Here is a 12,487-nt window from a genome sequence, read left to right on the forward strand (position 1 = left end):
GGTGGGGAATCTCGGTACGTCGGGTTCATGGGGGTCCTTGGATGACCGCGATCAGCGCGGCATGGGTAAAAACGGCAAGGTATCCGCTCCGTCCCGGCCTTGCCAAGCGCGGCGCATCAAGACCGCGCCCCGCGCAGCAGGCTATTCAACTCCGGCAGGCAGGAACCGCAGCCGGTCCCGGCCTTGAGCGCCGCGCCGATCTGCTCCACCGTGGTGAAGCCCTGGCTTTGGATCGCGCTGCGCAAAACATTCATGCCCACCCCGAAGCAAGCGCAGACGGTACGGCCCGGATCGCTCCCGGCGACGGCGGGCCGTCCCGCCAGCAAGGCCGCCCGGTCCATCTCCGGCAAATCTTCTTGGGCGAACAAGCCCGCCAGCCAATCGCGGGACGGCAAGGCCGGTCCCACGCCGACGAACAAACAAGCCCGCAACCGCCCGCCGCGCAACACGGCGCAACGGTAGCGCCCGGCGTGGGCATCGGCGAATTCCAGCCAATCGGCAGCGCCCTCCTGGGCCAGGATAGACTCCGCCCAGGATCGCCAATCATCCGGCGCGGTTTCGCCCGCCAACTCATAGCGCCAATAATCCGCGCCCCGCACCGCGACCCGGTATTCCGGCCCCGGAATCGCCAACGCCTCCCGCGACAATAGGAAACCCTGCCAAACGGGCCGATACGCCCCGACCCGGACCGGCGTGTGCTTGGATTCGGGTTCACCCGACACCGGATCGACCACCGGATTCACCAAGGCATTCACCAAGCCGCGCCGGGCCTGGACATCGCTCCAATGCATGGGCATGAACACCGACCCGGCTTGCTGATCCGGCGTGATGCGGGCGCGGGCCAGGGCCGAACCGTGGCGGCTTTCGAGCCGGACCAAAGCCCCGTCCGCGACCTCCCAGCGGGCGGCGTCGTCCGGGTGCAATTCGGCATAGGGTTCGGGGAGGTGATGGCCGAGCCGCGCCGCCTTGCCGGTGCGGGTCATGGTGTGCCATTGGTCGCGGATGCGGCCCGTGTTGAGGACCAGCGGATAATCCAAATCCGGCGGATTGAACGGCGGCTGGGGCGGCAAGGGCAACAGCCGCGCCTTGCCTTCCGGGCCGGGGAATCCGCCCGCAGCGAACAAGCGGGCGGTGCCTGCTGGATGTTCCGCGTTCACCGGCCATTGGATGGGCGGCAGCACGTCGTAGGCGGCGGCGTCGAGTTCCGCCAGCCCGGCAATATCGAACAACCTGCGACCTTCGTTGTGTAAACCGGACAGCCGGGCGTGTTCCACGAAGATATCGCGGGGCGCGGCGTAATCGAAACCTTCGGCATAGCCCATGCGGCGGGCGACCTCGGCGATGATCCAGCCATCCGGTTTGGCTTCGCCCGGCAAGGGCAGGAAGGCGCGTTGCCGGGAAATCCGCCGCTCGGAATTGGTCACGGTGCCGTCCTTCTCGCCCCAGGCCGCGGCGGGCAAGCTGACATGGGCATAGGCCGCGAGATCGGTCTCCGCCTCGCAATCCGAAACCGCCACGAACTCGCAAGCCGCGAGCGCCCGCCGCACCGCCGCCGCATCCGGCAGGCTGACCACGGGATTGGTCGCCATGATCCACACCGCCTTCACCCGGCCCTGTTCGATAGCCTGGAACAGTTCCACGGCTTTCAGGCCCGGTTGTTCGGCCATGCGCGGCGCATTCCAGAATTCACGTACCCAAGCCCGGTGCCGGGGATTTTCGATCTCCAAATGCGCCGCCAATTGGTTGGCCAAACCGCCCACTTCGCGCCCGCCCATGGCGTTGGGCTGGCCGGTCAGGGACAGCGGCCCCATGCCGGGCTTGCCGATACGGCCCGTCGCCAGATGCACATTGAGGATGGCATTCACCTTGTCGGTGCCGCTGCTGGATTGGTTCACGCCCTGCGACCAAGCGGTGACGGTCTTTTCGGTGCGGGCGAACTCTTGGTAGAAACGGACGAGATCGGTTTCCGGCACGCCACAGGCCAAGGCCACGGCGGGCACGGATGGGGCGCTGTCCCGCGCCGCCTCCAGGGCTTGGGATAAGCCGACCAAATGCTCCATGAAACCGAAATCCAGCCGGTCGTGCTGGCGCAGATAATTCAGCAAGCCGTTGAACAGCATCACATCGCTGCCAGGCCGGATGGCAAGATGCAGGTCGGCGGATTCCGAAGTGGCGGTGCGGCGCGGGTCGATAGTGACCAGTTTGAGGCCGGGCCGGTCCTGTTTGGCCTTCACAATGCGCTGGAACAGCACCGGATGGCACCACGCGGCATTGGAACCCACCAGCACGATCAAATCGGCCTGTTCCAAATCCTCGTAGCAACCCGGCACCACGTCCTCGCCGAAGGCGCGTTTCTGCCCGGCCACGGTAGAGGACATGCACAACCGGGAATTGGTGTCGATATTGGCCGAGCCGATATAGCCCTTCATCAGCTTGTTGGCGAGGTAATAATCCTCGGTCAGCAATTGGCCGGAGACATAGAAGGCCACGGCCTCGGGTCCGTGGGTATCGATGACGCGGCGGAATTCGCCCGCCACCTTATCGAGCGCCTCGTCCCAGCCGACGCGGCGCGGGCCGATCTGGGGATAGAGCAGCCGGGTTTGAAGCGATAGGGTTTCACCCAGGGCCGAACCCTTGGAGCAAAGCCGCCCGTAATTGGCGGGATGTTCCGGGTCGCCCTGGATGAGCGCGGATTCCGGCCCGGTCGGCGTCGCCAGGACGCCACAGCCGACGCCGCAGTAAGGGCAGGTGGTGCGGATGGGGGATGTGGCGTGCATGGTGGGTTCCTTCGTTGCGGGCGGCTAGCGTTGACAATTTCGGATATAAAGTTGACTATAATTCATTTTAACATTGACAAAATGGAGTTTCCCATGGTCGGTGTACGCAAACGCGGTGAGGAAATCCGGCGATTCATCCTTGAGCAAGTCCAAGCCCATCCGGTGGAAATCGCCAAGATCACCAGCGAACAGTTTGATATTTCCCGGCAAGCAGTGAACCGGCATATCCAGCAGCTTATTTCCGATGGCTTGATGACCGTGGAAGGGGCGACGCGGAGTCGGCGTTATGCGCTCAAGCCCTTGCTGAAGTGGGAGCAAAAATACGCGCTGGATGGCTCTTTGGAAGAAGACCGGGTTTGGCGTACCGATATCGCCCCACGCCTCGGGAACTTGCCGAAAAATGTGCTTGATATTTGGCATTATGGGTTTACCGAAATGCTGAACAACGCGATTGACCATTCTTCTGGAACAAGCGTGATAATTTATATGGAAAAAACCGCTTTGAATTCAAAGATGTCATTATTAGATGATGGTGAAGGTATTTTCAAAAAAATCAAACGCATAATGAATCTTGACGACGAGCGACACGCCATTCTTGAATTATCAAAAGGGAAACTGACCACTGATCCATCCAAACACTCTGGAGAGGGAGTTTTCTTTTCTTCAAGGGCATTTGATCTATTTCAAATCCTCTCGGGGGATGTATATTTTTCTCATCAAATAGACACAAAAGATGACTGGATATTCGATGGCGTTGGGCTGGACAGAGGCACACTTGTTTCTATGACGCTTAGCAATACAGCCCAACACTCAATGAAAGAAATATTCGACAGATTTACATCCGACGAAGATGATGATTTCAGGTTTACAAAAACCGTGGTTCCCGTCCGCTTGGCCCAATATGGCGATGAAATGTTGGTTTCCCGGTCTCAAGCCAAACGGCTACTCGGAAGGATTGAAAAATTCAAGACCGTCATTTTTGATTTCACCGGAGTTGGCACCATCGGACAGGCGTTCGCTGATGAAATATTCCGGGTATTCGCCAAAGAACATCCCAAGATTATCCTCATTCACATCAATGCCAGTCCCGACACTCAAAAAATGATTTCCCGAGCCATTCATCACGACGATCCATAATTTCCGGGTACGAAGCGCCATCGTTCCCACGGCCTCCGTGGGAACGGCCATCCCACTTCACCGCGCCAACGCCCCCAAATAAACCCGCCCCGCCTCCACCTTCACCGCATAACGATGGGCGCAGCCCTTGTCCGGGGCCACCGCCTCGCCCGTGGCCAGATCGATCACCCAGTTATGCAAGGGACAGGCGACCCGCCCACCATGCACGATCCCCTGCGACAGCGGCCCGCCCTTGTGCGGGCAGCGGTCGCGCACCGCGAAAAAGCGGTCGTCCACCGTGCGGAATACCGCGATATCGCCGAAGGCCGTCGCCACCGTGCGGGCGGCTTGCGGCGGGATATCGTCGATGTGGCCGATTTCGATCCATTCGCCCATGGCTCACCCCAATTTGTGCAAAGGCGCGAATTGCTCGCGCTGTTTCGAGAGTTCGGCCCAGGGATCGACCTGGGCCGGTGCTTGCGATTGCAGGAACCGCGCGTACAGCGCCTTGCGCCCCGCCGCGTCCTCGACGATATGGCGCTTGACGAAATCCAGCCCGACCCGCTCGATCCAGGGCGCGGTGCGTTCCAGATAGCGGGCCTCTTCGCGGTACAACTGCATGAAGGCACCGCAATATTCCTTCACCTCCTCGGCGGTTCCGACCTTGCACAGCAGGTCGGTGGCCCGCACCTTGATCCCGCCATTGCCGCCGACATGCAATTCCCAACCGGACTCCACCGCCACCACGCCGAAATCCTTGATGGTGGCCTCGGCGCAATTGCGCGGGCAGCCCGACACCGCCATCTTGAATTTGTGCGGGGTCCAAGAACCCCAGGTCATTTGCTCCAGTTCGATGCCCATCCGGGTCGAATCCTGGGTGCCGAACCGGCACCATTCCTGGCCGACGCAGGTTTTCACCGTGCGTAGCGCCTTGCCGTAGGCATGGCCCGACACCAGCCCGTGCTGGTTCAATTCCGCCCAAATATCCGGCAATTGCTCGCCCGGCACGCCCAACAGGTCGATGCGCTGGCCGCCGGTGATCTTGACACAGGGGACTTGGAATTTTTCCGCCACATCGGCGATGGCCCTGAGTTCCTGGGCGCTGGTGACGCCGCCCCAGATGCGCGGGATCACCGAATAGGTGCCGTCCTTCTGGATATTGGCGTGCTTGCGCTCGTTGACGAAGCGGGATTGGGGATCGTCGCGGTAGTCCTCCGGCCAGGCGCACAGCAGGTAATAATTCAGGGCCGGGCGGCAGCTATGGCAACCATCCGGGGTTTTCCAGGCCAGCGCCCGCATCAGTTCGGGAATGCTCTTGAGATTGCGTTCGCGGATGGCGGCGCGGATTTCTTCGTGGCTGTGTTCGGTACATTTGCACAGGGATTTCTTGGCTCCGCCCGCCGCATAAGCCTCGCCCAAGGTGTGTTGCAGGATTTGCTCGACCAAGCCGGTGCAAGAGCCGCAGGAAGCCGACGCCTTGGTCTGCGCCCGCACCTCGTCCAGGCTGGACAGCTTGTGGCCGACGATGGCATCGACGATGGTTTTCTTGCACACGCCATTGCAGCCGCAGACCTCGGCCCCGTCCGGCAAGGCGGCGGCACGATTGACCGGAGCCGCGCCCGCCGCATCCACCTGGGCCTGGCCGAACAGCACTTGCTCGCGGATCGCCGCGATATCGGTGCCCTCGCGCATCAGCTGGAAATACCAAGCCCCGTCGGCGGTATCGCCGTATAGCACCGCGCCCTGGATGCGGTTATCGCGCAGCACCAGCTTCTTGTAGACACCCCGCCCCCGGTCCTGGAACACCAGTTCCTCGGTATCCGCGCCGCCCTGGAACTCCCCGGCGGAGAACACATCGATGCCGGTCACTTTGAGCTTGGTGGAGGTCGCCGAGCTTTCGTAGGCGGCGGCGCTCGACCCAGCCAGATGCTCGGCGCAAATCTTGGCCTGCTCGAACAAGGGCGCGACCAGCCCGAACAACTGGCCGCGATGCTGCACGCATTCGCCCACAGCGTAGATATGCGGATCGAAGGTCTTGAGGCCGTCGTCCACCAGGATGCCGCGTTCGCAGTGCAGCCCGGCGGCTTTCGCCAGTTCCACATTGGGGCGGATACCCACGGCCATCACCACCAGATCGGCGGGGATTTCCGCGCCGTCCTTGAACCTGACCGCCTTCACCCGCCCCTCCTCGCCCAACAAGGCTTCAGTCTGGGCTTCCAGTTTGAATTCCAAGCCGCTCTTTTCCAGCGCGGCTTTCAGCAGGTCGGAGGCGGGCTTATCCAATTGCCGCTCCATCAGCGTGTCGAGCAAATGCACCACGGTGACTTTCATGCCGCGCTGCCGGAGGCCGTTGGCGGCTTCGAGGCCGAGCAAGCCGCCACCGATCACCACGGCATGGGAGTATTGCGCGCAAGCTTCCAGCATCCGGTTCACATCGCCGATATCGCGGAAGCCGATAACGCCGTCCAAATCCTTGCCCGGCACCGGCAAGATGAACGGCAGCGAGCCGGTGGCGAGCAATAGCCGGTCGTAGCCGAGTTCCAGGCCATCCGCCGTGCGGACCCGGCGCTTGTGGCGGTCGATGGCGGCGATGGGACGGCCCTTGTGGAGGGTGATATCGCGCTCGGCGTACCAAGCCTCGTCGTGGATGACGATATCTTGCAGGCGCTTTTCCCCGGTCAGCACCGGGGACAGCAGGATGCGGTTGTAATTGGTGTGCGGCTCGGCCCCGAACACGGTGATGTCGTACCGGTTGGGCGCCCGTTTCAGGAGTTCTTCCACAGTGCGCATACCGGCCATGCCATTGCCGACCAGGATCAGTTTCTGCTTGCTCATAAGGTTTCCTGCCTTCGCTGGCCCGGCGCTTGGGTTCCGGGCGGATATTTCGGGCAACAAAAAAAGGCGTCCGCAGCCAATGCGGGAAGTTCCGCTGGATGCATGACGCCTTTGTCATTGGCCCTGGATCGCCGCCGTTGGCGCGTAGGGGCCGTTGCCGGAATTAAAAGCAGGGATTGTGCCAGATAGCGCAATAGGCTTGGAGACTGGGATTCGGGCATAAAAAACCCGCATGACGCCGAGAAGTTTGCACCATGCGGGGGAGAAGTTGAACGGTCGTGGTGCGGCTCGCTGCCTATCCGCACCCGCCCGCCAGCCGATACAAGCACACCATCAGCCCGCCGAACAGCACCAGCGCCACGCCCTTCCAGAACGCCAACGGATCGCGCTCGTATAGGGGAATCCGCCGCGCCGGGGTCCGCTTGCCGCCGCCCTTAGCGAGGCCCGCTTCCAAGTCGTAGGCCAGTTCGACGCTATCGGCATAGCGCCGGTCCGGGTCCACGGCCACGGCGCGTTCCAGCACCGCATCCAGCCAAACCGGGAGGTCCGGGCGCTGGGCCGTCAAGGGCTGGGGCGGGCCGACAAAACGCGGCGCGGCGAATGGCTCGATCTCGCCGTAAGGATAAGCACCACCGAACAGCCGGTAGAGGGTCACGCCCAGCGCGTAGACATCGCTGGCGGCACCGCCCCGCCCGCCGTGGAACAACTCGGGGGCCATATAGCTGGGCGTGCCCGGCACGGGATCGTTCGCATCTTCGTCCCAGGCCGGGAGCCTCGCGATACCCAAGTCCAGCAGTTTCAAGCCACCCGCGTCCGGCAACAGGATGTTGTCCGGCTTGATATCGCGGTGGACGATGCGTTGACGGTGCAGGGCGTGGACCGCCTTACACAGCTTCAAGGCGATATCGATGCCCTGCTCCAAACCGGGCGGACCCCGCCGCGCCAACCACTGCTCCAGGGTCGGGCCGGGATAGAACGGCATCACCGAATACAGCCGGGTTTGGCGACCCGGCGCTTGTTCCAGGATTTCCGCCACCCACGGGCTTTTCACCCGCGCCCCGATCCAGGCTTCCCGCAGGAAGGCATCGTGGTATTCGCGCTCGTCCGCCACCCTGGGATGGGGGAATTTCAGCACCACCTGGGTATCGTTGCCCCGGTCGCTGGCGACGAACAAGGCGCTATAACGGCCCGAGGCCAGCCGCCGCTCCAAGCGGAAGCCATCCACCATCCCGCCCAGTTCGGGCAATTCCAGCAAAGGCAAAGCCTCGATCCAATCGCGCAGCGCCCGCCGGTCGGCCCTGGGCAGGGCGAGGACATCCACCACCAGGGCGGTGATATTGTCCTGCCCGCCCCGTTGCAGGGCCAATTCGGCGAGATTCGCCGCCGTGGCTTCCGGCGTGGCGCGTTCCAGCAGCACGCGGGCGAGATCGGCGGTTTTCAAAGCGCCATGGACGCCGTCGCTGCACAGCAGGAAACGGTCGTGGGGTTCAAGGGGATATTCGGCGTAATCGATGCGGAGCCGCGCTTCCAGGCCGATGGCGCGGTAGAGGATGTGGTCCTGGCCGGGACCGTCGAGATTATGATCTTCGGAGAGGAGTTCCAGGCTTTCCCCGCGCAGGCGGTAGACGCGGCTATCGCCCACATGCACCAGATGGGCGCGGCGGCCCCGCAGGATCACCGCGCTGAAGGTGGTGCCCATCCCGGCCAATTGAGGATCGCGCCGACCCAGGGCGTGGACCCAGCGATTGACCGGGGCCAAGGCCCGTTCCACCCGCTGTTCCGGTCCCAAGGTTTCCGGCAGGCCGTACCAGGCTTCGAGGAAGCCCCGGACACAAGTCTCGGCGGCGACTCGCCCGCCCTGCGTCCCGCCCATGCCGTCCGCCACCGCCAACACCGCCCCGCACAGGCCCAGTTCCCGCGGCGGGGGTTCGGCGATGGCGGCGAAATCCTGGTTGTCCTCGCGCCGCCCCCGCAAGGAGGCGAAGGCGGCGCGGAAACTCAAGCAAGGTTCGGTCATGGATTCAGCCAGCGTGTCCTTGGGTTAGCGATAGCGTAACCCATCGTCGCGGAAGCTATACCCGCGCCTCCGCCACCGCGCCCCACGTGGTGCGCCAGCGCCGCTTGACCAGCAACAACCCGCCCAGCCCGAACAAGGGCAGCAGCGCGAACACGCTGAACCCCAGGGCGAACCCATGCTGCATCTCCCAGGACCAGCCCAGCGTCTTCGCCAAGAAGAAGCCGCCCACGCCCCCGGCGCAGCCCACCAAGCCCGTGACCACACCGATTTCTTTGCGGAAGCGCAAGGGCACCAATTGGAACACCGAGCCATTGCCCATCCCCAGCGACAGCGTGCCCACGAAGAAGATGGCGACCGCGCCCCAGGCCATGGCGGGCAATTCCAGGAAGCCCCAGCCCGCCACCTTGGCCTCAGTGCTGGTGCTGGGCGCGGCCGGGCCTTCCGGCATGAACGAGATCGCGAGATAGCACAGCGCGACCAGCACGAACAACACCTGCAAAACCTTGATGCCACCCAGCCGGTCGGCCAGATAGCCGCCCAAAGGCCGGAACATCGACCCGGCGAACACCACGATGGCCGCCATCAAGCCCGCCGCGACCCCGGAAACGTGGTACCAGCTGGTGAAATACAAAGGCAGCGCATTCCCCAGCCCCACGAAGCCGCCGAAGGTGATGGAATAGAAGAACATGAACCACCAGCAATCCGAATCCTTCAACACCGCCGCGTAATTGGCGACCGTGACCGGCGCCCGCTTGTCCGGGGCGTCCTTGACCAGGATGGCATAGATGAGCAGCACGACGAGCAGCGGGATCATCAGGAAGCCGAACACCGCCTGCCAACCGAATTTCTCCGCCAGCACCGGCACGATCATCGAGTCCAGCACCACGCCCATATTGCCCGCCCCGGCGATGCCCATCACGATGCCCTGGAACTTGGGCGGATACCAACGGCTGGCCTGCGGCAAAGCCACGGCGAAGCTGGCCCCGGCCACGCCAAGCAATCCGCCCAGCAACTCCACCTCCAACTTGGACCCCAACCCGAACAAGAACACATAGGCCATCCCGGCGATGACCAAGACCTGGGCCAGGATGCCGGTCAGCTTGGCCCCGAGATGGTCGGCCAACGAACCCAGGACGATGCGGAACACCGCCCCCGATAGGATGGGGATGGCCACCAGGGTGAATTTCTCCCCGACCGGAATCCCCAGGTCTTTGCTGATATAGAGCGACAGCGGCCCCAGCATCACCCAGACCATGAAGGACACGTCGAAATATAAAAAGGCCGATAACAGCGTCGGCCAATGGCCCGCTTGTTTGAATTCCTTGAGATTCATCGCTAAGCACCTGTGGGTTTGGAAGAAGCGTGCCGTTTCTTGGGCACAAAAAAAGGCGTCCGGCGAACCCCGCTCGAAGAGTAGGGTTCGCAAGACGCCTTTGTCAGAATCGCGCCGTCCCGCCATTAGGACGACCACGCGGGGCCGCATGCAGGGATAATGCCAACCGCCACCCGGACCCGCCTAGCCTTGGCGGTTCAAGACCTTAGCTCACCACGGCGGGGGGACGGGCGGAGCCTTCCGCCCCGCCCCGCACCAAGAACTCCAAACAATCGCCCCGTTCCAGTGCAATCGGCCCGGTCCTAGCCTAGCTCCCCGGACGCGACAGCCTCCACCGCCCGCGCCTCCGACGCCGCTTCGCCGAGGGTTTCGAGCTTTTCGACCCCCTCGGCGGCTTGGGCATCGTCCAAGCCCGACATACCCACCAATTCGTTCAGAAGAAAATCCATATAACAGTCCATAACGCTTGCCTCGTGAAGCTCCGGCGAATCCGCCTAAGGTTTAGTAAGCCGAACCCAGGCTTTGGTTCAACACGGTTTTCCCAATACTTTATCGCCACCGGGATGTGCTATAACACCATTCCATCATGGTTCTTGCCCGCCATCCTGTGTTTGGGTTTTAGGCGACGGGCGGATTCATCGGCAACCGAACGATAAGACAAGGATTCGACGATGACGGCAAACTGTTCCATCCAGCGCGCGGCCCCGCACGACGCCCCATTAATCGCCCCCCTGGTGGGCGAATTACTCCGGGAAATCATGGCTGCGATAGACCTCCCAGCCTTCAATTTCGATCTCGCCGAAACCACGGCGCGGCTCGAAGATTTCATCGCCCAGGATCAATACTTCGTCTTCCTCGCCCGAACCGTGGATGGAAATCCGGCGGGATTCATCGCGCTCTACGAAAGCCGCGCCCTTTATGCCGAAGGTACTTTCGGCACGATTGCGGAATTATTCGTACGCCCCGGTTTCCGCTCGCAAACCTTGGGTCGGCGTTTACTCGAACAAGCGCGGGAATTGGCTCATGCCCGCGGTTGGAAACGCCTGGAAGTCACCACGCCGCCCCTACCCCAGTTCGATAAAACCTTGGCCTTCTACCAAAACCAAGGCTTCGCCATCACCGGCGGACGCAAGCTCAAGGTGGTTTTATGACGGCGATCTTCACGGTTATCCTGGGATTATTACCCGTCCTGGCATTAACCCGCGTCCTCGTCCGCAGCAAAGGCTTCAAAGGATTTGCCGGGGAGTTCCGGGTCCGGTGGTCGGCTTGGTTATTCCTGAGTAGAAGCGAATATAAAGCCCTGCATAACGTGACCTTACCCACCCACGACGGGACGACCCAGATCGACCATATCTTCGTGTCCCGCTACGGGATATTCGTGGTGGAGACCAAGAATTTTGGTGGCTGGATATTCGGCGACCCGGATCAAGCCACCTGGACGCAGCAACTCTATAGCAAGACCTTCGCCTTCCAGAACCCGCTACGCCAAAACTATAAGCATACCCAGACGCTCGCCGCCTTATTAGGCATACCCCACGCAAAAATCCATTCGGTCATCGTTTTCGTGGGCAATAGCCGCTTCAAAACCGTGATGCCGGATAACGTCACCCAGGCCGATGGATATATCCGTTATATCCAAGCGAAACAGGCGCGACTCTTCAGCCCAAGCGAAGTCGATGCCATGGTCCGTGCCATCAAGGCACGGCGATTAAGACCCTCGTTGGCAACCCAACGGGCGCATGTGAAGCAACTCGAACAGCGCCATAAGAACCGCAAAGCGCGTAGAATACGCTGACACCGGCCCGGTGTTATCCAGACCACTCCGGCCCCGATATTCCAAACTTCACCAAAGCCGGACCGGAAAAACCCTGGCTATTCCCCTTTCAATCCGCCCCATGGAATCGATCCATGCACTACCTCAATGCTATCCTCAATCCGGCCCAGTGCGGTTTCTTGAATAACGCTTTGATCGCCTTGTTGCGCTCGGGCCGCTTGGATTGGACCCAGGATAATTATGTACGGGATTGCTGCGGCCTGGGCGATATTCCCCAGGTCGATGAATTCTACGATACGGTCGAGCGCCAGGTGCGCCCTATTATCGGTCCCGCCGCCGTCCGGGCCAATTCCTATAGCCGAATCTATTTCAAAGGGGCTTATCTCAAACCCCATGTGGACCGCCCCGGCCTGGATTGGACCTTATCGGTATGCAGTTTCGCCGAGGTCGAATGGCCGATCTCCGCGCAAGGGCTGGATTACCAGGTCGCTTCGGTTCCTATCGCCCCCGGCGATGGCGTGCTGATGCGCGGTACGCGCCAAGTCCATTGGCGGGAGGAATTGCGATGCAGGCCGGACCAATTGGTAATCCAACATTTCTACCACTGGTCCGAACCCGGCGCGGCGGCACCCTAA

General features: G+C 62.0%; 10 protein-coding genes. 4 read left to right on the forward strand and 6 right to left on the reverse strand.

Annotated elements, in window-relative coordinates; translation table 11 throughout:
* Positions 1-116: 116 nt before the first annotated feature.
* Positions 117-2,777: a nitrate reductase gene (locus B9N93_RS19405; RefSeq protein ID WP_085215863.1), complete on the reverse strand. Its 2,661-nt coding sequence runs from the start codon at positions 2,775-2,777 to the stop codon at positions 117-119.
* 93 nt (positions 2,778-2,870) lie between these two features.
* On the opposite strand from B9N93_RS19405, the gene B9N93_RS19410 reads away from it, so the two are divergent.
* Positions 2,871-3,914 (forward strand): STAS-like domain-containing protein, encoded by a 1,044-nt coding sequence (locus B9N93_RS19410; protein ID WP_085216345.1) that lies wholly within the window; start codon positions 2,871-2,873, stop codon positions 3,912-3,914.
* 57 nt (positions 3,915-3,971) lie between these two features.
* Here B9N93_RS19410 and nirD read toward each other — a convergent pair whose 3' ends face one another.
* The 5 genes from nirD to B9N93_RS25750 all read right to left on the reverse strand — a co-directional run bounded on the left by nirD (position 3,972) and on the right by B9N93_RS25750 (position 10,539).
* Positions 3,972-4,289: a nitrite reductase small subunit NirD gene (gene nirD / locus B9N93_RS19415; protein ID WP_085215864.1), complete on the reverse strand. Its 318-nt coding sequence runs from the start codon at positions 4,287-4,289 to the stop codon at positions 3,972-3,974.
* A gap of 3 nt (positions 4,290-4,292) precedes the next feature.
* On the reverse strand, positions 4,293-6,728 hold the full coding sequence (gene nirB, locus B9N93_RS19420) for a nitrite reductase large subunit NirB (RefSeq protein ID WP_085215865.1): 2,436 nt from the start codon (positions 6,726-6,728) through the stop codon (positions 4,293-4,295).
* 295 nt (positions 6,729-7,023) lie between these two features.
* Positions 7,024-8,745, reverse strand: coding sequence for a bifunctional protein-serine/threonine kinase/phosphatase (locus B9N93_RS19425; RefSeq protein ID WP_085215866.1), 1,722 nt, complete (start codon positions 8,743-8,745; stop codon positions 7,024-7,026).
* Positions 8,746-8,800: 55 nt separating this feature from the next.
* A complete protein-coding gene (locus B9N93_RS19430; protein ID WP_085215867.1) occupies positions 8,801-10,078 on the reverse strand; it encodes a nitrate/nitrite transporter in 1,278 nt (425 codons plus the stop codon).
* A gap of 302 nt (positions 10,079-10,380) precedes the next feature.
* Positions 10,381-10,539, reverse strand: coding sequence for a hypothetical protein (locus tag B9N93_RS25750; protein WP_176225337.1), 159 nt, complete (start codon positions 10,537-10,539; stop codon positions 10,381-10,383).
* A gap of 210 nt (positions 10,540-10,749) precedes the next feature.
* On the opposite strand from B9N93_RS25750, the gene B9N93_RS19435 reads away from it, so the two are divergent.
* From B9N93_RS19435 to B9N93_RS19445, 3 genes are all read left to right on the forward strand, one after another.
* The gene (locus B9N93_RS19435; protein ID WP_085215868.1) at positions 10,750-11,229 is read left to right on the forward strand and encodes a GNAT family N-acetyltransferase; all 480 of its coding nucleotides are present in this window, start codon (positions 10,750-10,752) and stop codon (positions 11,227-11,229) included.
* Complete coding sequence (locus B9N93_RS19440) at positions 11,226-11,873, forward strand: nuclease-related domain-containing protein (RefSeq protein WP_085215869.1); 648 nt, start codon at positions 11,226-11,228, stop codon at positions 11,871-11,873. The genes B9N93_RS19435 and B9N93_RS19440 overlap by 4 nt, the downstream gene beginning before the upstream one ends.
* Positions 11,874-11,986: 113 nt before the next feature.
* Entirely contained in the window at positions 11,987-12,487 is a 501-nt protein-coding gene (locus B9N93_RS19445; RefSeq protein ID WP_085215870.1) for a hypothetical protein, read from the forward strand.

The sequence above is a fragment of the Methylomagnum ishizawai genome (assembly GCF_900155475.1).
In the GTDB taxonomy this organism is placed as follows: Bacteria; Pseudomonadota; Gammaproteobacteria; order Methylococcales; family Methylococcaceae; genus Methylomagnum; species Methylomagnum ishizawai_A.